This is a genomic window from Pulveribacter suum (assembly GCF_003013695.1).
Lineage (GTDB): Bacteria > Pseudomonadota > Gammaproteobacteria > Burkholderiales > Burkholderiaceae_C > Melaminivora > Melaminivora suum.
Window position 1 is genome coordinate 1,420,040 of record NZ_CP027792.1, and the last position, 21,365, is coordinate 1,441,404.

Consider the following 21,365-nt stretch of genomic DNA (forward strand, 5'->3'; position numbering starts at 1 on the left):
CAACACGGGCAGGCCTGCATGAGCCGCTCGGCCCTCGTGTGGCTGCGCCGCGACCTGCGCTGCCACGACCACGCTGCGCTGCACGAGGCGCTGCGACGCTTCGAGCGGGTGCACTGCGCGTTCGTGTTCGACACCGACATACTGGATGCGCTGCCCACACGTTGCGACCGCCGCGTAGAGTTCATCCATGCCAGCGTGCTGGAGCTGCACGGCGCCCTGCGCGATCTGGCCGCGTGCCACGGGGTCGCAGGGGGCGGACTGCTGGTGCGGCACGGTCCTGCCCTGGCCAGCGTCGTCGCGCTGGCGCGCAGTCTGGGCGTGCAGGAGGTGCTGGCCAGTCGCGACTACGAGCCCGCCGCCCGCGCACGCGACCGCCGCGTGGCCGACAGCCTGCAGGCACACGGCATCGCCTTCAGCCTGCACAAGGACCAGGCGCTGCTGGAGTGCGACGAGGTGCTCACCCGGCAGGGCCAGCCCTACAGCGTGTTCACGCCCTACAAGCGCGCGTGGCTGCAGCGGCTAGGCGCCGCGCAACTGCAGGCCCTGCCGGTCGACAGCCTGGCGCACCGGCTGGCGCCGCTGCCGGCAGGCGAACCGGCGCTGCCTGCGCTCGCCGACCTGGGCTTTGCGCCCACCAACCTGGCCGCGCTGCCCCTGCCCACGGGCATGCATGGCGCGCGGCGCATGCTGGATGACTTTGCCGGGCGCCTGGGCGCGTACCACGAGGCACGCGACTACCCGGCGCGCCGGGGCGTGTCCTACCTCTCGGTGCACCTGCGCTTTGGCACGCTGTCGATCCGCGAGGCGGCGGCGCTGGCGCATGCGCGGGTGCAGCAGGGCGACGAGGGTGCGGCCACCTGGCTGTCCGAGCTGTGCTGGCGCGACTTCTATTTCATGATCCTGTGGCACCACCCGCGGGTGGTTGCGCAGTCTTTCCGGCCCGACTACGACGGTGTGCAGTGGGACGAAGCCCCCGATCTCTGGCAGGCTTGGTGCGAGGCGCGCACCGGCTATCCGCTGGTGGACGCCGCGCTGCGCCAGCTGCACCAAAGCGGCTATATGCACAACCGCCTGCGCATGGTGGTGGCCAGCTTCCTTACCAAGGATCTGGGGCTGGACTGGCGGCTGGGCGAGCGCCACTTCGCCCGGCACCTGAACGACTACGACCTGGCGGCCAACAACGGCGGCTGGCAGTGGGCGGCCTCCACCGGCTGCGATGCGCAGCCGTGGTTTCGCATCTTCAACCCTGTCACGCAGTCGCGCAAATTCGATCCCGAAGGGCGTTTCATCCGCCGCTACCTGCCCGAGCTGGCGCGCGTGCCGGATGCGCACATCCACTTTCCCGCTGCCATGCCGGCAGCGGCGCTGCAGGCCTGCGGCGTGCGTCTGGGGATGGACTACCCGCACCCCGTCATCGACCACGCCCGGGCCCGCGAGCGCACGCTCATGCGCTTTCATTTTCTGAAGGCCCGGCAGGACGGTTAAAGCCAGCCCAGCGCCGCCACGAACAGCGGCGTGAACACGGCAGTGGCCACCCCATTGAGCCCCATGCCAAGCGCCGCGAACGCACCGGCCGTGGGGTGGACCTGCAGCTCGCGCGCGGTGCCGATGGCGTGCGCCGTGACCCCCGAGGCAAAGCCGCGCACGGCCGGGTCGTGGGCACCCACCAGCCGTGCCAGCGGGCCGGCCAGCACGGCGCCGGCGATGCCGGTCAGCGCCACGCCCACGGCAGTGAGCGAAGGCAGGCCGCCCAGCCGCTCGGCCACGGGCAGGGCAATGGGCATGGTGGCCGATTTGGGGGCCAGTGACAGCAGCGTCTCGTGCGAGGCCCCCAGCACCCAGGCCAGCCCCAGCGCCGAGGCAATGGCAGCGGTGCAGCCGGCCAGCAGGCCGATGGCCAGGGGCCGCCACAGGGCGCGGATGCGCTGTCGCTGCGCGAACAGCGGCACGGCCAGCGCCACCGTGGCCGGGCCGATGCACAGGGTGAGCAGCTGGGTGCCGCCGCGGTAGGTCTCGTAGGACGTCCCCGTGGCCAGCAGCACGGCGACCACCATCGCCACACCGGTCAGCACGGGAATCAGCAACGGGTGCGAGCCGCTGCGCCGGTACAGCAGCATGGCCGCAGCGTAGGCGGCCAACGTCAGCACCAGCCACGGCACGGGCGAGTGGGCAAGGGTGCCTGCGGCCAGCATCAGCGGACCTCCGAAGGGGCTGGGACCGCAGCGGCTTGCGGCACCTCGGGCGCAGTGTGCAGCAGCCGGCGCATGGTCCACGCCGTCACGGCGAAGGTGACGCCCGCGCCCACGACCCCGGAGACGAGGAACGGCAGCCATTCGCGCTGTAGGTGGTCGAAGTGCAGCATCACGCCCGCTACCGAGGGAATGAACAGCAGCATCATGTTCTGCAGCAGGCCATTTGCCAGCCGCTCCAGCGCGGCGGGCGTGCGGCCCAGCACCAGCAGGCCGGCCAGCATCAGCAGCATGCCGGCCAGGGCGCCGGGAAAGGGCAGGCCCAGCCACTGCACCAGCAGGTCGCCAAGCAGTTGGAGGGCAAAAAGGGCAGTCAGGGCATACAGCATGGGACAGCGCGGCGCAAGGCAGAAGGAGGGCGAAAAAAGGTTCGCATCATGGCGCAGGACGCAACTGCGCGCTGGCCTGCCTGTAGGCGGTCGACCCCATCAAGCCAGGGAGTTGGCCCATTGCGTTCGATGGGGGAGGCTTCTACGCTGCACCTGGCAGCCGCGCTGGCAGCCCCCGCGCTCACGCGTTTGAATGCGCATGTCTACAAGGAGAAGCCCATGGTCACTACACCCCCTACCTACCACGCCCCCGTCTTTGAGCCCACCGTGGATGAGCTTGAAGCCCTCAAGCAGCTGGAGCTGCAGCCGTCGATATCGGTGCCACAGGCACTGCACCAGCACCTGTCGGGCCGGCTGCTGGACTGGGGCTATCTGGAGAAGACGGCAGCGGGCGGTTTCGCCATCACCGATGCCGGCCGCAAGCTGGTGCAGCGGCGGGAGGACTGAACCCGCCAATCCACAGCCTGTCACGATCTCGTCACGCGGCGCCGCCATCGTCCTACATGCAAGCCGTGCGGCACCTTTTAAGGTCGCTGCGATCGTGACCGGGGCGCCAACAGCCGGCCGGGGCTGACCATTGCGGCCAGCACAGGGCAGGCTGGTGTGGGGCGCCGGCGGAAGGGCCCTCTCTTTCCTCCGCCTTCTATCAACGTGCTTCGATTGCCGAAGCACCCGGGTGCAAAGCAGCACCGCACCACAGTCCGCCTCCGGCACCCCTCCCGTTCCTATTTCAGACAACCGCATGTGCCCAATGACACGCCCCACGCACCGCTACCCCGGCGATCAGCCCGTGGAGCCGGACGTGCCAGGTCAGCCGCCCGAGCCAGCGGATACGCCGCCCCACCTGCAGCCATGATGATCCAAAGCCGTCAGGCCGCCACCACGCGGTTCTTGCCGCTGCGTTTGGCCAAGTACATGCCTTGGTCCGCACGGCGTATGGCGTCGCTGATGTCGTCCTTGCCCGCCATCTGCGCCACACCCGCGCTGAAGGTGATGAGCAGGCGCTCGCCGTCCTTGAGGAAATAGCGCGTCGTCAGTTCGCGCTGGAGGCGGCGCATGACCTGCACGCCTTCGTCCACGACGGTATCGGGCAGGATGATGATGAATTCCTCGCCGCCGTAGCGGGCCAGCTGGTCCTGAGGACGCAGGCCCTGGCGCGTGACGTCGGCCAGATGCACCAGGGCTTCATCGCCAGCGGCGTGGCCCAGGCGGTCGTTGATCGACTTGAAGTCATCCACGTCCAGCAGGGCGATGCACAGCGGCGTGTCCTGCCGCTGGGCGCGCGCCACCTCGCGCTGCACTGCTTCGTCGAACCCCTTGCGATTCAGCGAGCCGGTCAGGGCGTCGTGCCGTGCCATGCTGCTGGCGCGGTCCAGCTCCTGGCGCAGCTGGTCGATCTCGGCGTGACGGGCCTCGGCGCGCTCGCGCAAGTCCTGCAATTCGCCTCGCGCCACGCGACTGCTAAGGGCCATGGCGCGCGTGGCGCGGATGACTTCTTCGAGCAGCGGCGTGATGTCCTGCAGCCTATCGGCCTGGCTGATGCGCTCGGCGCACTGCTCCATCTGGCTGTGGTAGCTGCTGCTGGATTCATCCATCTGTGCCAGGCGCTCGATGAAAGTGGCCAGCAGCTCGCGCATCTGCTCTTGGGCCTGCCGGGTGTGCAGCTTGGCTTCGGCCTGCTTGAAGATGACGTCCTTCAGGCGTTGCTCGACTTCGTCAAGCCGGCGCAGGTTCAGCGGTGGCGCAGTGGCGGCCAGCAGCGCTTGCACCTGGCCGTGCAGCCAATCGTCGTCCGTGCTGAGGGCGGCGATGTTCTCGAACAGCAGGTGCAGCAGGGTCAGCAGGCTGGTGCGCAGTGCGCCCTGTTCTTCGGCGGCAAACGACAGGCGGTGCCCGAAGTCGGCCAGCATGCGTTCCGTATCGGCAACGGTGGGCATGTCGCTGCGCAGCATGCCCACCAGCTGAGTGGCCATGTCGCCCAGGCGCATGTCTTCTTCACCCAGTGCGGGCAAGGTGTTGTCCACCAGGCGCGCCAGGGCCAGCGCCAGACGCTGCGGCACATGCGCCGCCTCCACTTCCAGGGGGGTGGGCGCCAGGGAGGCATCCGCCGGCGTCAGCCCCAGATTGGCGTAGCCCACCATCACGCTTTGCAGCGTGGACCAGCTTTGCTGCGCGATGGCCTGCTCCAGCTGGTTCAGCAGGCGCTTTTGCGCTGGAGTCTGTCCCGGCATGACCCGCAAAATGCCGCGCAATGCAGCTGCGGGAAAGGCCGGAGGAGAGGCGCTCCCCGCGATCTCCTCGTACAGCGCCTGGTAGTTGTCTGGTGTGGGGCTCAGCCGCCGGGCAGCCAGCTGCTTGAGCGTTTCACGCGCTATGTCCGAAGGAGATTTGAGGGCGGCCATCTGGCAGGGCTGCGGTAACTGCAATCCTCGAAGTGTGACAGAGTGCAGGGCCTGCCCGGCCGCCTCAGGTGACCAGCACCAGTTTGCCCATGACGGAGCGCGAAGCCATGTGGGCAAAGGCTGCCGGCAGCTGCGACAGCGGCATCGTCCGGTCGATGACTGGCTTGATCCGGCCCTGGCCGTACCACAGCGCAAGCTCTTCCATCATGGCGGCGTTGGCTTGGGGTTCGCGCTTGGCGAACTCGCCCCAGAACACGCCCACGATGGACGCACCCTTGAGCAGGGGCAGGTTGAAAGGCAGGGCGGGAATGGGACCGGCCGCAAAACCCACCACCAGGTAGCGTCCGCGCCAGGCGATGGAGCGGAAGGCGGCTTCGGACAGCTCGCCGCCCACGGGGTCGTAGATGACGTCCGGCCCGTTGCCACCCGACAGAGCCTTCAGCGCCTCGCGCAGGTCTTCCTGGCTGTAGTCGATGACGGCATCGGCGCCTATTTTCAGACACAGATCGCACTTGTCCGAGGAGGAAGCCGCAGCGATCACCCTGGCGCCCATGGCTTTGGCGATCTGGATGGCTGCCGTGCCAACGCCCCCGGCAGCGCCCAGCACCAGGACGGTCTCGCCAGCGCGCAGCTGGGCGCGATCCACCAGAGCGTGGTGGGAGGTGGCGTAGGTCATGATGAAGGCTGCGGCATCGACGTGCGAGAAGCCTTCGGGCAGCGGCATGCAGTGCGCCGCCGGTGCCACGACGTGCGTGGCAAAGCCGCCCGTGCCGCTCAGGCACGCCACGCTCTGGCCGGCGCGCAGGTGGGTCACGCCGTCGCCCACGGCCTGCACCACCCCTGCCCACTCAGCCCCTGGCACGAAGGGCAGGGGCGGCTTGATCTGGTACTTGTTCTGCACCATCAGCAGGTCGGGGAAATTCAGGCTGGCTGCGCGGATCTCGACCAGCACTTCGCCCGGCTTTGGGGTAGGTGTAGGCAGTTCGGTCCAGGCCAGGGCCTCCACGCCCGTCGGTTCGGTGCAAAGCCATGCGTGCATGGGGTTGTCTCCTTCGCTGATGTCTTGATGGCTCCCCGGGCGCTGCGGCCGCAGGGTAAGGCGGTGATCATAGGAGGCGCCGGGTCGCCGTTCTTGTCCCTTGGGCGACGTGCGTGGGCCTGTCGGCGGCCTCCTACAATGCCGTCACTTCCGTCTGCGTAACCCATGAAAATCCTGATTTCCAACGACGACGGCTACCAGGCGCCAGGCATCGTGGCGCTGCACGACGCGCTGCGCACCGTGGCCGATGTCGAGGTGGTAGCCCCCGAGCACAACAACAGCGCCAAGTCGAACGCCCTGACTCTGCACTCCCCGCTGTACGTGCAGCGCGCAGCCAACGGCTTTCGCTACGTGAACGGCACGCCGGCCGACTGCGTGCATATCGCGCTGACCGGCCTGTTGGGCTACCGGCCCGATCTGGTGGTTTCGGGCATCAACAACGGTGCCAACATGGGCGACGACACCATCTACTCCGGCACGGTGGGCGCGGCCATGGAAGGGTTCCTGTTCGGCATTCCTTCCATTGCCTTCTCGCAGGTGGATAAAGGCTGGGGCGAGATCGAAGCCGCCGCGTGCAAGGCGCGCGAGATGGTCGAGCAGATGCAGCGTCGCAACCTGATCGGCGAAGCGCCGTGGCTGCTCAACGTGAACATTCCCAACCTGCCGTTCGAGGCTCTGCGGCCATTGCGGTTGTGCCGGCTGGGCCGCCGCCATGCGGCGGAGCGCGTGATCGAGCAGCAAAGCCCGCGCGGTGAGGTGATGTACTGGATTGGCGGAGCAGGCGCCGCCAAGGATGACGCCGAGGGCACGGACTTCCATGCCACGGCCAACGGCCACGTGGCGGTGACGCCGCTCAAGGTCGATCTCACCGATCACGACGGGCTGGGCTACTGGGCGCAGACCGTGGCGCGCATGGCCGCCGTCACTGAGCAGGGCGGGGCGGGCTGATGCAGCCGCGCCGGCCAGGCTTTCCCGCGCGCCTGGACGGGCCGGCGCCCAGGCCTGCCCCTGCCTCGGCGGTGCGGGCGCCGCGCCCGCCCGTGCCGCTGGGCGTGGGCCTTGACTCTGCTGCGGTGCGTGCACGCATGGTGCAGCGCCTGGCCGCGGGCGGTATCGCGTCGCCCTTGGTGCTGCAGGCGATGGGGGGCGTGGAGCGGCACCGTTTCGTCGATACGGCTCTGGCCAACCAGGCCTATGAGGACACCAGCCTGCCCATCGGCATGGCGCAAACCATCTCCAAGCCCAGTGTGGTGGCGCGCATGGTGGAGCTGCTGCTGGGCGCTGAATGCGCGCGCGAGCAGGGCCTGGGGCGCGTGCTGGAGATCGGCACCGGCTGCGGCTACCAGGCGGCAGTGCTGGCGCGGGTGGCCCGTGAGGTCTACACCATCGAGCGGCTGCGCCCGCTGCATGAGAAGGCGCGCGAACACCTGCGCCCCTTGCGGCTGGCCAATGTGCACCTGATCCTGGGCGACGGCATGCTGGGCTTTTCGGGTGGCGCACCCTACACCGGCATCATCGCCGCTGCTGGTGGCGACAGCCTGCCGCCGGCGTGGTGTGAGCAGCTGGCCGTGGGAGGCCGGTTGGTGGCACCCGTGAACGCCGGTGGTCGCCAGACCTTGGTGGTGATAGACAGGACAGCGCAGGGTTTCAAGCAGGCTGTGCTGGAGAACGTGAACTTCGTCCCTCTAAAATCAGGGATTGCGTGAAGGAAGTGTTGTTTATGTTCGGATTGCGTGCTCGTGAAACACTGGGGCCAGCCCTGCTGGCTGCTGCCTTGGCTTTGGCTGGATGCGGCACGCCCGTCAACCGGGCACCGGTGGAAGATCGCGGGACCTTTGCCGGCACCAGCGGCGCGCCGGGTGCACCCGGCGTGGAGCTGCCTGACCCGAAGAGTCTGCCGGGCGCCGAAAACGCCGGCAAGCCTGGCTACTACACCGTGCGCGCCGGCGACACCCTGATCCGCATCGGGCTGGAAACCGGTCAGAGCTGGAAAGACATCGCCCGCTGGAACAACCTGGAAAACGCCAACCTGATCGAGGTCGGCCAGGTGCTGCGGGTGGTGGCGCCCACGGTCACTACGGCTGCCTCCACCGTTGCTTCGGACACGGGTGTGGTCACCCGCCCCATTGCCCCGCAGGGCGTGGCGGCCGGTGCGGCACCAAGCGCCGCAAAACCGGGCGCTTCTGCGCCCGTGCCGGTTGCTTCGGCGCCGGCTCCGGGACCCGCCCCGGCCACCCCGCCGGCTGCGGCGGGCAGCGAAGACCTGAACTTCATCTGGCCGTCCTCCGGTACGCTGCTTGCCGGGTTCGACGAGGCGCGCAACAAGGGGCTGGACATCAGCGGCAAAGCAGGAGACCCGGTACTGGCGGCTGCCGACGGCCGGGTGGTGTATGCCGGCGCTGGCCTGCGCGGCTACGGCAACCTGGTCATCCTCAAGCACAACAATACCTATCTGACGGCTTATGCGCACAACCAGGCGCTGCTGGTCAAGGAAGACCAGAACGTGCGCCGCGGCCAGAAGATCGCCGAGATGGGCAGCACCGATGCAGACCGCGTCAAGCTGCACTTCGAGATCCGCCGCCAGGGCAAGCCGGTCGATCCGGCGCGCTATCTGCCCTCGCGTTGAACGCTTCGGCATTGGAGGCGCCAGGCGCCGAGGACGACGAGGCGCCTGATGCCTCCTGCGAACTGCGCGAGGCCACGGTCCCTGCCGCGCTGCACCAGCATCGGCTGGACAAGGCCCTGGCGCAGCTGGTGCCCGAGTTCTCGCGCAGCTATCTGCAGCAGCTGCTGGCCCAGGGTGCGGTGACGGTCGATGGCCAGACGGCCGGCAAGCCGGCGCAGAAAGTGCACGCCGCCAGCCGCGTAGTGGTGGAGATGCGGCCGACGCAGCAAAGCCAGGCGTTCAAACCGGAGAATCTGCCGCTGGATGTGGTGCATGAAGACGAGCACCTGCTGGTGGTGAACAAGCCCGCCGGGCTGGTGGTGCACCCGGCGCCCGGCAACTGGAGCGGCACGCTGCTCAATGCCCTGCTGGGGCGTGACGCGCAGGCGGCGCAGGTGCCGCGCGCCGGCATCGTGCACCGGCTGGACAAGGACACCAGCGGCCTGATGGTGGTGGCTCGCAGCCGCGCAGCCATGGACGCGTTGGTCCGCATGATTGCTGCCCGCGAAGTGAGCAGGCAGTACCTGGCTCTGGGCTGGGGCGCCTGGCGCGGCCCCGCACAGCGGCGCGTGGAGGCGGCAATCGGCCGTGATCCGCGCCAGCGCCTGCGCATGGCCGTGGTCGATCTGGCGCTGCACCCGGGCAAGCCGGCGCGCACGGATTTCCAGCTGCTCGATGGCACGGAGCAAGCCTGTCTGGTGCGCTGCACCCTGCACACGGGGCGCACGCACCAGATCCGCGTGCATATGGCATCGCTGGGCCATCCCCTGGTGGGCGACGGCCTGTATGGCGGCGCGGCTGGCGCAGGGCTGCAGCGTCAGGCCCTGCACGCCTACCGCCTGGCGTTCATGCACCCCATGACGGGGCAGGCGCTGGAATGCCTGGCAGAGCCTCCGCCGGACATGGGTGCAGCCTGTGAAATGTGGGGCCTGCGCTACAATGCTCTCCCTGGCGCCGCGTAGCGCCACGCATTCGGACGCTGGCGCAACCGGCGCCGATCAGGCACCTGGGAAGGTGACCGCTCCCCTTCATCTCGCAGGCAGCCCTCGTGGCTCGCCGCACCTTTTCCCCGCCATTGCCGCACCATGAATTCAGTGGATGCCAAACGGGTTCTTGAGACTGCGCTGATCTGCGCCGCACAGCCCGTATCCCTGCGTGAATTGCGCACCCTGTTCGATGATGCGCTGAGCGCCGACACGATCAAAGGCTTGCTGGGGCAGTTGCAGCAGGAGTGGGCAACGCGGGGCGTGGAGCTGGTGGCCGTGGCCAGCGGGTGGCGCTTGCAGAGCCGTCCGGAGATGCGTGACTACCTGGACCGGCTGCACCCGGAAAAGCCCCCGCGCTATACGCGCGCGGCGCTGGAGACGCTGGCGATCATCGCCTACCGCCAGCCCGTGACGCGTGGCGACATCGAGGACATCCGGGGCGTCACGGTCAACAGCCTGATCATCAAGCAGCTTGAAGACCGGGGTTGGGTGGAGGCCATCGGGCACCGCGAAACGGTGGGCCGCCCGGCGCTGCTGGCCACGACGCGGCAGTTCCTGGACGACCTGGGCCTGCAGTCGCTCGACCAGCTGCCTGTCATGGAGGAAGCGCCCAGCCAGCGGGACATGCTGCAGGCGCTGGCCGAACGGGCGTCCTCTGGCAGCCTGCAGGATGCACCCACCGAACAACCCATACCGGCAGCCGAGGCTGCCAACACCCGCGAAAGCGATGCCTGCCCTGGCGCAGCGAGGGAAACCGACTTATGAACAAACCCGACAGGCGCCCCCGCAAGGCGCAACCGCAAAGCAGCCCCCGTCCCCAGCGCGGCCCCCGGCGCCCCGCTGCCCCTGCCGTGGGCGCGGCGGAGCTGCCGCAGGAATTGCCGGCAGTACAAGAGCAGGCCGACGGCTACCAGTTCGCCGACGTGGTGTCCGGGCAGCTGGACCATGACGAGGGCGATGCCCAGCTGGCGCCCGCCAAGCGGGTGCTCCAGCCCCGCGCCGAAAGTCCCAAGCTGCACAAGGTGCTGGCCCAGGCCGGCATGGGTTCGCGCCTGGAGATGGAGCAGCTGATCCTGCAAGGGCGCATCTCCGTCAACAACGAGCCTGCCCACGTGGGCCAGCGTGTCCAGTTCGGCGACCAGATCAAGGTCAACGGCAAGCCCCTGCGCATGCGCATCGAGCCGCCGCCGACGCGGGTGATCGCCTATCACAAGCCCGTGGGCGAAGTGGTCACCCACGACGATCCGCAAAACCGCCCCACGGTGTTTCGCAAGCTGCCGCGCCTGATGCAGGGCAAGTGGCAATCCGTGGGCCGGCTGGACCTCAACACCGAAGGCCTGCTGCTGCTTACCAGCTCGGGCGAACTGGCCAACCGCCTCATGCACCCGCGTTTCGGCCTGGAACGCGAATACGCCGTGCGTGTGCTGGGCGCGCTGTCGGCCGAGGAGCGGCAGCGCTTGCTTGACGGCGTCGCCCTGGAAGATGGCGTGGCGACCTTCGGCTCCATCGAGGAGGGCGGGGGCGAAGGTGTCAACTGCTGGTACCGCGTCACCATCTCTGAAGGACGCAACCGCGAGGTGCGGCGCATGTTCGAGGCAGTGGGCCACGCCGTCAGCCGGCTGATTCGCATCCGCTACGGCGCCATGCTGCTGCCGCGCGGGCTCAAGCGCGGCGCCTGGGTGGAACTGGACGACCGCGACATCAACGCGCTGATGCGCGCAGTGGGGGCAGAGCCTGCTGCGCCACGCGGCCCGCAGGCACCGGCGGGCGGCCGCGGCGGACGAACGCCCGACCGGCCGAGGTCGCCGCGCAGCGACGCGCCACCTTCCGGCACCCAGCCGGATCCCCTGAAGACTTCTGTGGGCTACATCGGCGCCGACAGCCTGGCCCGCCAGCGCCAGCAGCAAAAACAGCGCGGCCGTGGTGGGCAGCGACGCGGCGGCCGGTAAGCAGGCGGCCCAAAGTTAAAATCCGCGGTTTTGCCTGCCCGGCGAAAAAATACCCCAACACTTCATCACAAGGAAAATTTTCATGGCTATCGAACGTACCCTGTCCATCATCAAGCCCGACGCCGTCGCCAAGAACGTCATCGGCCAGATCTACGCCCGCTTCGAAGCTGCCGGCCTGAAGATCGCCGCCGCCCGCATGATCCACCTGTCGCGCGCCGAAGCCGAGCAGTTCTATGCCGTGCACAAAGAGCGCCCCTTCTTCAAGGACCTGGTGGACTTCATGATCTCCGGCCCGGTAATGGTTCAGGTGCTGGAAGGGGAAAACGCCATCCTGAAGAACCGCGAACTGATGGGCGCTACCGACCCCAAGAAGGCCGCCTCCGGCACCATTCGCGCCGACTTCGCTGACAGCATCGACGCCAACGCCGTGCATGGCTCCGACGCCGCCGAGACGGCCCAGGCCGAAATCTCGCTGTTCTTCCCCGGCCTGAGCGTCTACGCACGCTGATCGGCCGCCCGCGGGGGGCGGGGCATTGCAGCCTCCCGCGCCGCGGCGCCCGCCAGTTGGATGACCCGAGCGCGCCATGAGTACCAACCTTCTTGATCTGGACCTCGCCGCCGTTGCCGCGTTTTGCGAGCAACTGGGCGAGAAGCGCTTTCGGGCCACCCAGCTGTATCGCTGGATCCACCAGCGCGGCGCGAGCGACTTCGACCAGATGAGCGATCTGGCCAAGTCGCTGCGCGAAAAACTCAAGGGCTGCGCGCACGTGAGCGCGCTGCCCATCCTCAGTGAGCACGTCTCGGCCGACGGCACCGTCAAGTGGCTGTTCGACGTGGGGGGCGGCAATGCCGTGGAGACCGTCTTCATCCCTGAAGACGACCGCGGCACGTTGTGCATTTCCTCCCAGGCCGGCTGCGCCGTGGGCTGCCGCTTTTGCTCCACCGGCCATCAGGGCTTCAGCCGCAACCTGACCACCGGCGAGATCGTCGCCCAGCTGTGGTTTGCCGAGCACACGCTGCGGGAGCGCCGCGGCGGGGGCGAGCGGGTGATTTCCAACGTCGTCATGATGGGCATGGGCGAGCCGCTGCAGAACTACTCGGCCCTGGTGCCGGCGCTGCGCACCATGTTGGACGACCATGGTTACGGCCTGTCGCGCCGCCGCGTCACCGTCTCCACGTCCGGCGTGGTGCCCATGATCGACCGGCTGGCGCAGGACTGCCCCGTGGCGCTGGCGGTGTCGCTGCATGCCCCGGGTGATGCGCTGCGCGACACGCTGGTGCCTTTGAATCGCAAGTACCCGCTGGCCGAACTGCTGGCTGCCTGCGGGCGCTACCTGGAGCACGCGCCGCGCGACTTCATCACTTTCGAGTACTGCATGCTCGAGGGCGTGAACGATCAGCCTGAGCATGCGCGCGAACTCATTGCACTGGTGAACGGCAGCGCCGGCGAGCGCGTGCCGTGCAAGTTCAACCTGATTCCGTTCAATCCGTTCCCGGCATCGGGCCTGCGCCGCTCCAGCAATGCCGCAGTGGCGGCTTTCGCCAAGCTGCTCAGCGATGCCGGCATCGTCACCACCGTGCGCAAGACGCGGGGCGACGACATCGACGCCGCCTGTGGCCAATTGGCCGGCGATGTCAAGGACCGCACCAAGGTGGGCGAGCGCATGGCCAAACTGCGCACCATTCCCATCCAGCCGGTGCCGTGAGCCACGCAATCGACAACAACGAGGGGAGATCGGTCATGAACATACGCAACAACGCCAGCGCCGCCGCGCAGCGCTGGCCCCTTGGGGCTGCGGCCTGCCTGCTGGGCCTGGCGGCCATGCTGGCGGGCTGCGCCAGCCCGGCGGGCGATGGGGATGCAGGCGCCAGCGAGAGCACCAGCGTCCATGGCGAGACCGAGGCCCGCCGGCGCGCGCGCATTCGCCTGGAGCTGGCCACCAGCTACCTGCAGCGCGGGCAGGCGCAGGTGGCACTGGACGAGGTACGCCAGGCCCTGGCTGCTGACCCTGCCTATGCCGACGCGTATCACCTGCGCGGGCTGGTCTTCATGGCAATGGGCGATCTGGCGCAGGCCGAGGACAGCCTCAAACGCGCCCTGGGCATGAAGCCGTCCGACCCCGACATCTTGCACAACCTGGGCTGGCTGCAGTGCCAGCGCCAGCAGTACGCGCAGGCCGACCAGCTCTTCGAGCGCGCGCTGGCCGTTCCTGCCTATGCGGGGCGCAGCAAGACGCTGATGTCGCAAGGCATGTGCTACCAGCGCGCCGGCCGCCCCGAGCAGGCCGAGCAGACGTTGCTGCGCGCCTATGAGATCGACGCCGGCAACCCGGTGGTGGGCTACCACCTGGCGTCGCTGATGCTCGCCCGCGGCGAGATGGCGCGCGCGCAGTTCTACATACGCCGCGTAAACAACGGCGAATTCGCCAACGCCGAATCGCTGTGGCTGGGCGTGAAAATCGAGCGCCAGCTGCGTGACCTGGCCGCCATGCGCCAGTTGAGCGAGCAGCTGCGCAAGCGCTTCCCTGATGCAAAGGAAACCCGCTCGCTGGACCGGGGAGCCTTCGATGAGTGAGGCCACTGCCGCTGCGGGCGAAGAATCTGGCCCTGCGCAGCCTTCGCTGACTGCCGGCCGGCTGCTGGCGCAGCGGCGCGAGGCCGCGGGCATGCACGTCGCAGCGCTGGCCATGATGCTCAAGGTGCCGGTAGCCAAGCTGCAGGCCCTGGAGGCCGATCACTACGAGATGTTTGCCGACGCGGTCTATGTACGGGCCCTGGCCTCCAGCGCCTGTCGCGCCCTCAAGACCGACCCGGGCGAAGTGCTGGCGCTGCTGCCCGGCGCCGCGCCTGTGCCGCTGCGCGTGGACAAAGGCATCAACGCCAGCTTTCGCGACAACGTACACCGTGGCAGCTTCGCGTCGCCGGCAGAGCCCCCGCGTTCGCGCGTGCTGGGCGTGGCCGTGGTGCTGCTGCTGGCAGCTGCGCTGGCCATCGCGCTGTGGCCCAAGGGCGAGAGCCCGGCCAGCGTCATGGCGCTGCTGGGCCGCCAGGCGGATGCGCCGCAACCTGCGTCCGAGGCGCCGCCCAAACAAGCTGTGCAGCCAGAGGGTCAGCCGCCCGAGCCTGAGACGAGTCAGGCTGCGCCCTTCGCAGTGCCGGCCGCAGCCAGTGCGCCGACGGCGGCGCCGGCGCTGGTGGCCACTCCCCTGCCCACACAGCCCTCGGCCGGCACGCCCGTGCCAGCGCAGGCCGCTGCCGCGAGCGCCGCCACCGCAGGCAGCACCGAAGGCGTGCTGGTCATCCGCGCCACTGCGCCATCGTGGGTGCAGGTACGCGCCAGCAACGGTGCGACGGCGCTGCAAAAGCTGCTGGGTGCGGGCGAGAGTGTCGTTGTCCCAGGCTCGCCGCCCTGGTCCGTGGTGATCGGCAAGGCCGATTCCACCTCAGTGCTGGTGCGCGGCACGCCCCTGGACCTGGCGGCCATTGCGCGCGAGAACGTTGCGCGTTTCGAGGTGAAATGATGAATCTGGCCGATACAGCGCAGCCCATCGCCCTGGCAGGTCCGCTGCCGCGGCGCACGCGCCAGGCGCGCGTCACCTGGGGCAGCCGCGTGGTGACGGTGGGCGGGGACGCGCCCGTGCGCATCCAGTCCATGACCAACACCGACACGGTGGACGCCGTGGCCACGGCCATCCAGGTCAAGGAGCTGGCGCTGGCCGGCTCGGAGATGGTGCGCATCACCGTCAACACGCCCGAGGCGGCGCAGGCCGTGCCCTATGTGCGCGAGCAGCTTGACCGCATGGGCGTGGACGTGCCGCTGGTGGGCGACTTCCACTACAACGGCCACCGGCTGCTGACGGAGTTTCCGGATTGCGCGCAGGCGCTGTCCAAGTACCGCATCAACCCCGGCAACGTGGGCAAGGGCGACAAGCGCGACCGCCAGTTCGGCCAGATGATCGAAGCGGCCGTGCGCTGGGACAAGGCCGTGCGCATCGGCGTGAACTGGGGCAGCCTGGACCAGGAGCTGCTGGCCAGCCTGATGGACGCCAACAGCCGCCGCGCCCAGCCCTGGGACGCGCGCCAGGTCATGTACGAGGCACTGATCACATCGGCCATCGACTCGGCCCGCCTGGCCGAGAGCATGGGCCTGGCGGGCGAGCAGATCATCCTGTCGTGCAAGGTCAGTGGCGTGCAGGACCTCGTCGCCGTGTACCGGGCGCTGGCCCGCCGCTGCGACTATGCGCTGCACCTGGGGCTGACGGAGGCTGGCATGGGCACGAAGGGCACGGTGGCTTCCAGCGCGGCGCTGGCCATCTTGCTGCAGGAGGGCATCGGCGACACCATCCGCGTGTCGCTGACTCCCCAGCCGGGCGAAGCGCGCACGCAGGAGGTGGTGGTTGCCGCCGAGATCCTGCAGGCCCTGGGCCTGCGCGCGTTCGTGCCCAGCGTCACCGCCTGCCCGGGCTGCGGGCGCACCACCAGCACCACGTTCCAGGAGCTGGCCAAGCAGATCGACGACTACCTGCGCGCGCAGATGCCCGTGTGGCGCGCGCGCTACCCCGGCGTCGAGACGATGAAGGTGGCGGTGATGGGCTGCATCGTCAACGGCCCGGGTGAGAGCAAGCACGCCGACATTGGCATCAGCCTGCCCGGCACCGGCGAGGCGCCGGCCGCGCCGGTGTTCATCGACGGCCAGAAGGCCATGACGCTGCGCGGCGAGCGCATCGCCCAGGAGTTCCAGGTCATCGTGGACGACTACGTCACGCGCCGCTTTGGCAGCGCCGCTGCCTGAGCTATTAAATTCATAGCTGCCAACGATTTTCCAGCAAGCGCTGGAGCCCGATTTCATCCAAAACCAAAGAACAACGAACACGATGCAGAAGCTGGTCGCCATCAAAGGCATGAACGACATCCTGCCGCCCGAGTCGGCGCGCTGGGAGTGGCTCGAGGACAAGGTGCGCGCGCTCATGGCGCGCTACGCCTACCGCAACATGCGCACCCCGATCGTGGAGCCCACGCCGCTGTTCGTGCGCGGCCTGGGCGAGGTGACCGATATCGTCGAAAAGGAGATGTACTCCTTCGAGGATCGCCTGAACGGCGAGCAGCTCACCCTGCGCCCCGAGGCCACGGCCGGCGTGGTGCGCGCGGTGGTCGAGCACTCCATGCTGTACGACGGCGGCAAGCGGCTGTACTACATGGGTCCGATGTTTCGCCACGAGCGGCCCCAGCGCGGGCGCTACCGCCAGTTCCACCAGATCGGCGCCGAGGCGCTGGGCTTTCCCGGTGCGCACGCCGATGCCGAGCTCATCTTGCTGGCGCACGCGCTGTGGCAGGAGCTGGGTCTGCAGGACGTGCGCCTGGAGCTCAACAGCCTGGGCCAGCCCGAGGAGCGCCGTGCGCACCGCGCGGCGCTGATCCAGTACCTGGAGCAGCACCAGGACCAGCTGGACGAGGACGCGCGCCGGCGCCTGTACAGCAATCCGCTGCGCATCCTGGACACGAAAAACCCCGCCATGCAGGCGATGGTCGAAGGCGCGCCCAGGCTCATGGACTTCCTGGGCGAGGCCTCGTTGGCCCACTTCGAGGGCGTCAAGGCCATCCTGGAGGCCAACGGCGTGGCCTGGCGCATCAACCCGCGCCTGGTGCGCGGCATGGACTACTACAACCTGACGGTGTTCGAGTTCATCACCGACCGCCTGGGCTCGCAGGGCACCATTTGCGGCGGCGGGCGCTATGACTACCTCATCGAGCAGATTGGCGGCAAGCCAGCCCCGGCCGTGGGTTGGGCCATCGGCGTGGAGCGCGTGCTGGAGCTGCTCAAGGAGCAGGGCGTGGCCGCGCCCGAGGCGGCGGCCGATGCCTACGCAGTGGTGCCTGACCCTGCGCAGCTGCCGCGCGTCATGGCCCATCTGCAGCAGCTGCGCGCCCTGGGCGTGATGGTGCAGATGCACGCCCCCACGGCGGCCGGCGAGGGCATGGGCAGCATGAAGTCGCAGTTCAAGAAGGCCGACGCCAGCGGCGCACGCTTTGCGCTGGTCTTCGGCGCGGATGAGTGGGCGCGCGGCGCCGTCACCGTCAAGCCCCTGCGCGAAGCAGGCGAACAGGCCGAGCGCCCGTTGGACTCGCTGGCAGACTGGGCCGCCACCCTACAATCTTCGCGCTGAACAAAAAAACGGTACGCACATGGCCAACAATTTCGACCTGCAAGAGCAGGAACAGCTTGAAGAACTCAAGCATTTCTGGAAAACCTGGGGCAACCTCATCACCTGGGCGCTCATCGTCGTGATGGGCGGCTTTGCCGCCTGGAACGGTTGGCGCCTGTGGCAAAGCCGCCAGGCCCAGCAGGCCACGGCCCTGGCCGAGGCGGTGGAGTCGGCCTCGCGCAGCGGCGACATGGCGCGCGTGGAGCAGGCCGTTGGCGACCTTCAATCCAGCTACGGCGGCACCGTGCAGGCGGCCCAGGCGGGCTTGCTGGCGGCCAGGGTGATGGCCGAAGCCGGCAATCTCGACGGCGCCAAGGGCGTCCTGACCTGGGTGGCCGACAAGGCCGGCGACGATGGCCTGCGCGCCGTGGCCCGCCTGCGCCTGGCCGCAGTGCTGGTCGAACAAAAGGCCTATGACGAGGCGTTGGCGCAACTGTCGCGCGGCATGACCCCTGAATTCAGTGCCCTGGCTGCCGACCGCAAGGGCGATGTGCTGCAGCTGCAGGACAAGAAGCCGCAGGCCGTGGAGGAATACCGCCGCGCCTGGCAGGCCATGGATGAGCGCGTGGACTATCGCCGCCTGGTCGAGGCCAAGCTGAACGCCCTGGGTGTGCAGCCCCAGGTCGTGGCCGCCGCGGGGGCTGCGCAGTGAGGGCCGCGCTGATCATGCGCCCGGCCGCGGTGCTCGCCTGCGCGCTGGTGCTGGCGGGGTGCTCGTCCCTGAGCAACATGATGCCCTGGAGCGGGCCGGCCCGGCCCAAGCCCGCGGAGCTGGGCCCCAACGTCCCCGTGCTGGGCGTGCGCCAGGCATGGACGGCGCAAATCGGCGATACGCAGGGCCTGGCCCTTGACGTGCGCGTAGTTGGCCACACGGTCGTGCTGGCCTCCGCTTCAGGGGAGGTGGCCGCCATTGACGCGCGCACCGGCGGGGACGTATGGCGCACGCGTCTGGGCATTCCCCTCGCGTCGGGCGTGGGCAGCGACGGCCGCTGGGCGGCCGTCGGCTCGCGGACCAGCGAGATCATCGCGCTGGAAGGCGGCCGCGAGATCTGGCGCAAGCACCTGCCGGCCCCGGCCTATACGGCGCCCTTGGTGGCAGGCGAGCGCATCTTCGTGCTGGGGGCGGACCGCTCGGTCTCTGCGTTCGACGCCGCCAGCGGGCGCCTGCTGTGGCGCCAGCAGCGTCCCGGCGAACCGCTCATCCTGCGCCAGGGAGGCGTGCTGATGGCGGTGGACGACACCCTGGTGGCGGGCCTGTCGGGTCGCCTGGTGGGCTTCAACCCGGACAACGGCAGCGTGCGCTGGGAGGCGCCCCTGGCCAGCCCGCGCGGCACCAACGACGTGGAGCGCCTGGTGGAGATCGTCGGGCGCACCAGCCGCGTGGGCGGCAGCCTCTGTGCCCGCGCCTATCAGGCCAGCGTGGGCTGCATCGACACTGCCCGGGGCAGTGTTGCCTGGACGCAGGCCGCCAGCGGCGGCGAAGGCATTGATGGCGACGAGCAGATGCTGTTTGGCACCGAAGGCAATGGCACGGTGCTGGCCTGGAGCCGCGCCGACGGCTCGCGCGCCTGGTCATCCAACCGCCTGCAGTGGCGCAAGCTGACGGCACCGCTGCTGCTGGGCCGCTCGGTGGTCGTGGGCGATGAGGCGGGGCTGGTGCATCTGCTGTCGCGCGAGGACGCCTCGCCTCTGAACCGCCTGGCCACCGACGGCTCGCCCATCGCGGCGGCGCCGGTGGCGGCGGCCTACACCCTGGTGGTGGTCACCCGCAAGGGCGGCGTTTACGGCTTTCGTCCCGAGTGACGAAGCACTGGATTGAAGGGAAGGGATGAAACCCGTCATCGCCCTGGTGGGGCGGCCCAATGTGGGCAAGTCCACCCTGTTCAACCGCTTGACGAAGACGCGCGACGCGATCGTGGCGGATTTCGCCGGCCTCACGCGCGACCGCCACTACGGCCATGGTCGCCAGGGCAAGCTGGAATACATCGTCATCGACACCGGCGGCTTCGAGCCTGACGCGGGCAGCGGCATCTACCGCGAAATGGCGCGCCAGACGCAGCAGGCCGTGGCCGAGGCCGATGTGGTTCTCTTCGTGGTGGATGCGCGCGCCGGTCTGTCTGCGCAGGACCACGAGATCGCCAACTACCTGCGCCGCCTGGGCAAGCCCTGTGTGCTGGCTGGCAACAAGGCCGAAGGCATGCAGGGCAGCGCCCAGCTGGCCGAGTTCTACGAGTTGGGCCTGGGCGAAGTCTTTCCCGTCTCGGCCGCTCACGGCCAGGGCGTGCGTGGACTGGTGGAACATGCGCTGCAGCCGCTTCCTGTCCTCGAAGAAGACGACGCAGCCGAGCCGGGCCAGGAAGTCATCCGTCTGGCAGTGGCCGGTCGGCCCAATGTCGGCAAATCCACGCTGATCAATGCCTGGCTGGGCGAGGAGCGTCTGGTGGCGTTCGACCTGCCGGGCACCACGCGCGATGCCATCACCGTGCCGCTGGAGCGGGGCGGCCGCAAGTTCGAGCTGATCGACACGGCAGGCCTGCGTCGCAAGGGCAGGGTGTTCGAGGCCATCGAGAAGTTCTCGGTGGTCAAGACGTTGCAGGCGATCGAGTCGGCGCACGTGGTGCTGCTGCTGCTGGACGCCACCCAGGGTGTGACAGACCAGGACGCGCACATCGCCGGCTACATCCTGGAGAGCGGCCGGGCCGTGGTCGTCGCCATCAACAAATGGGACGCGGTGGACAGCTACCAGCGCCAGGAGCTCGAGCGCTCCATCGAGACGCGACTGTCCTTCCTGAAATTTGCTTCGATGCACTACATCTCGGCGCAAAAGCGCCAGGGCCTGGCGCCGCTGTGGACTGCGCTGGTGCAGGCCTACAAGGCGGCCAACTGCAAGATGCCCACGCCCCTGCTCACGCGCGTGCTGCTGGAGGCGGTCCAATTTCAGAGCCCGAAGCGCGCGGGGAGCTTCCGCCCCAAGCTGCGCTACGCCCACCAGGGGGGCATGAACCCGCCCATCATCGTTGTCCACGGCAACTCGCTGGAGCATGTGACGGACGCTTACAAACGCTTCCTGGAGGGGCGCTTTCGCAAGGAGTTCGACCTGGTCGGAACACCGCTGCGCATCGAGATGAAGACGTCGGCCAACCCTTATGCGGACAAGGGCACAGGGTGATGCCCTGGGGGCCTGCGGGGCTGCAAGGCTGTGTTAAGGTGCCGTATCACAACAACATCCTTGAACACGGAGAATATCGTGAGCAATAAAGGCCAACTTCTGCAAGATCCCTTCCTCAACGCCCTGCGCCGCGAGCACGTGCCTGTTTCCATCTACCTGGTCAACGGCATCAAGCTGCAAGGGCAGATCGAATCCTTCGATCAATACGTCGTGCTGCTGCGCAATACGGTGACCCAGATGGTTTACAAGCACGCCATCTCCACCATCGTGCCCGGACGCGCCGTGAACTTCTCCACCACGGCCGAGCCTGCCGAGCCCGACAGCGGCGAGAACCGTTAACCTCTTTTCTGGCGGCGCGAAGCTGCGCCGGCTGG

At 68.6% G+C, this 21,365-nt stretch carries 22 protein-coding genes; 18 read left to right on the forward strand and 4 right to left on the reverse strand.

Annotation, left to right across the window (positions count from 1 at the left end; all coding sequences use genetic code 11):
• The first annotated feature begins 18 nt into the window (after positions 1-18).
• On the forward strand, positions 19-1,485 hold the full coding sequence (locus C7H73_RS06525; protein ID WP_106847560.1) for a cryptochrome/photolyase family protein: 1,467 nt from the start codon (positions 19-21) through the stop codon (positions 1,483-1,485).
• Here the strand turns inward: C7H73_RS06525 and C7H73_RS06530 are convergent.
• Together C7H73_RS06530 and C7H73_RS06535 are read right to left on the reverse strand one after the other, a co-directional pair.
• The gene (locus C7H73_RS06530; RefSeq protein ID WP_106845917.1) at positions 1,482-2,192 is read right to left on the reverse strand and encodes an LrgB family protein; all 711 of its coding nucleotides are present in this window, start codon (positions 2,190-2,192) and stop codon (positions 1,482-1,484) included. The genes C7H73_RS06525 and C7H73_RS06530 overlap by 4 nt on opposite strands.
• Entirely contained in the window at positions 2,192-2,578 is a 387-nt protein-coding gene (locus tag C7H73_RS06535; protein ID WP_106845918.1) for a CidA/LrgA family protein, read from the reverse strand. The genes C7H73_RS06530 and C7H73_RS06535 overlap by 1 nt, the downstream gene beginning before the upstream one ends.
• A gap of 219 nt (positions 2,579-2,797) precedes the next feature.
• On the opposite strand from C7H73_RS06535, the gene C7H73_RS06540 reads away from it, so the two are divergent.
• Positions 2,798-3,025, forward strand: coding sequence for a hypothetical protein (locus C7H73_RS06540; RefSeq protein ID WP_106847561.1), 228 nt, complete (start codon positions 2,798-2,800; stop codon positions 3,023-3,025).
• A gap of 422 nt (positions 3,026-3,447) precedes the next feature.
• Here the strand turns inward: C7H73_RS06540 and C7H73_RS06545 are convergent, their stop codons facing one another.
• Complete coding sequence (locus C7H73_RS06545) at positions 3,448-4,980, reverse strand: GGDEF domain-containing protein (protein WP_106845919.1); 1,533 nt, start codon at positions 4,978-4,980, stop codon at positions 3,448-3,450.
• Positions 4,981-5,044: 64 nt separating this feature from the next.
• The gene (locus tag C7H73_RS06550) at positions 5,045-6,019 is read right to left on the reverse strand and encodes an NADPH:quinone oxidoreductase family protein (RefSeq protein WP_106845920.1); all 975 of its coding nucleotides are present in this window, start codon (positions 6,017-6,019) and stop codon (positions 5,045-5,047) included.
• Between the two features lie 165 nt (positions 6,020-6,184).
• On the opposite strand from C7H73_RS06550, the gene surE reads away from it, so the two are divergent.
• The 16 genes from surE (at position 6,185) to hfq (ending at position 21,330) form a co-directional block, all read left to right on the forward strand.
• Positions 6,185-6,967 carry a 5'/3'-nucleotidase SurE gene (surE, locus tag C7H73_RS06555; protein ID WP_106845921.1) on the forward strand — a complete coding sequence of 261 codons (783 nt, stop codon included), beginning with the start codon at positions 6,185-6,187 and terminating at the stop codon, positions 6,965-6,967.
• Positions 6,967-7,725 (forward strand): protein-L-isoaspartate(D-aspartate) O-methyltransferase, encoded by a 759-nt coding sequence (locus tag C7H73_RS06560; RefSeq protein WP_106845922.1) that lies wholly within the window; start codon positions 6,967-6,969, stop codon positions 7,723-7,725. The genes surE and C7H73_RS06560 overlap by 1 nt, the downstream gene beginning before the upstream one ends.
• A gap of 14 nt (positions 7,726-7,739) precedes the next feature.
• Positions 7,740-8,645 carry a peptidoglycan DD-metalloendopeptidase family protein gene (locus C7H73_RS06565; protein WP_106845923.1) on the forward strand — a complete coding sequence of 302 codons (906 nt, stop codon included), beginning with the start codon at positions 7,740-7,742 and terminating at the stop codon, positions 8,643-8,645.
• On the forward strand, positions 8,642-9,646 hold the full coding sequence (locus C7H73_RS06570; protein WP_106845924.1) for an RluA family pseudouridine synthase: 1,005 nt from the start codon (positions 8,642-8,644) through the stop codon (positions 9,644-9,646). The genes C7H73_RS06565 and C7H73_RS06570 overlap by 4 nt, the downstream gene beginning before the upstream one ends.
• A gap of 123 nt (positions 9,647-9,769) precedes the next feature.
• The gene (scpB, locus tag C7H73_RS06575) at positions 9,770-10,435 is read left to right on the forward strand and encodes an SMC-Scp complex subunit ScpB (protein ID WP_106845925.1); all 666 of its coding nucleotides are present in this window, start codon (positions 9,770-9,772) and stop codon (positions 10,433-10,435) included.
• Entirely contained in the window at positions 10,432-11,619 is a 1,188-nt protein-coding gene (locus tag C7H73_RS06580) for a pseudouridine synthase (RefSeq protein WP_106845926.1), read from the forward strand. The genes scpB and C7H73_RS06580 overlap by 4 nt, the downstream gene beginning before the upstream one ends.
• A gap of 82 nt (positions 11,620-11,701) precedes the next feature.
• On the forward strand, positions 11,702-12,127 hold the full coding sequence (gene ndk, locus C7H73_RS06585) for a nucleoside-diphosphate kinase (RefSeq protein ID WP_106845927.1): 426 nt from the start codon (positions 11,702-11,704) through the stop codon (positions 12,125-12,127).
• Between the two features lie 76 nt (positions 12,128-12,203).
• On the forward strand, positions 12,204-13,325 hold the full coding sequence (gene rlmN / locus C7H73_RS06590; protein WP_106845928.1) for a 23S rRNA (adenine(2503)-C(2))-methyltransferase RlmN: 1,122 nt from the start codon (positions 12,204-12,206) through the stop codon (positions 13,323-13,325).
• A 35-nt stretch (positions 13,326-13,360) separates the two neighbouring features.
• Complete coding sequence (pilW, locus tag C7H73_RS06595; RefSeq protein ID WP_106845929.1) at positions 13,361-14,194, forward strand: type IV pilus biogenesis/stability protein PilW; 834 nt, start codon at positions 13,361-13,363, stop codon at positions 14,192-14,194.
• Entirely contained in the window at positions 14,187-15,140 is a 954-nt protein-coding gene (locus C7H73_RS06600) for a helix-turn-helix domain-containing protein (RefSeq protein WP_106845930.1), read from the forward strand. The genes pilW and C7H73_RS06600 overlap by 8 nt, the downstream gene beginning before the upstream one ends.
• A complete protein-coding gene (gene ispG / locus C7H73_RS06605; RefSeq protein WP_106845931.1) occupies positions 15,140-16,411 on the forward strand; it encodes a flavodoxin-dependent (E)-4-hydroxy-3-methylbut-2-enyl-diphosphate synthase in 1,272 nt (423 codons plus the stop codon). Before C7H73_RS06600 ends, ispG begins: the two co-directional genes overlap by 1 nt.
• An 82-nt stretch (positions 16,412-16,493) precedes the next feature.
• Positions 16,494-17,783: a histidine--tRNA ligase gene (gene hisS / locus C7H73_RS06610; RefSeq protein WP_106845932.1), complete on the forward strand. Its 1,290-nt coding sequence runs from the start codon at positions 16,494-16,496 to the stop codon at positions 17,781-17,783.
• 19 nt (positions 17,784-17,802) lie between these two features.
• Positions 17,803-18,474 carry a YfgM family protein gene (locus C7H73_RS06615; RefSeq protein ID WP_106845933.1) on the forward strand — a complete coding sequence of 224 codons (672 nt, stop codon included), beginning with the start codon at positions 17,803-17,805 and terminating at the stop codon, positions 18,472-18,474.
• Between the two features lie 14 nt (positions 18,475-18,488).
• Entirely contained in the window at positions 18,489-19,625 is a 1,137-nt protein-coding gene (gene bamB / locus C7H73_RS06620) for an outer membrane protein assembly factor BamB (RefSeq protein ID WP_106847562.1), read from the forward strand.
• 25 nt (positions 19,626-19,650) lie between these two features.
• The gene (gene der / locus C7H73_RS06625) at positions 19,651-20,991 is read left to right on the forward strand and encodes a ribosome biogenesis GTPase Der (protein ID WP_106845934.1); all 1,341 of its coding nucleotides are present in this window, start codon (positions 19,651-19,653) and stop codon (positions 20,989-20,991) included.
• 78 nt (positions 20,992-21,069) lie between these two features.
• Positions 21,070-21,330, forward strand: a complete 261-nt coding sequence (gene hfq, locus C7H73_RS06630) for an RNA chaperone Hfq (protein ID WP_106847563.1) — start codon at positions 21,070-21,072, stop codon at positions 21,328-21,330.
• The last annotated feature ends 35 nt before the right edge of the window (positions 21,331-21,365 follow it).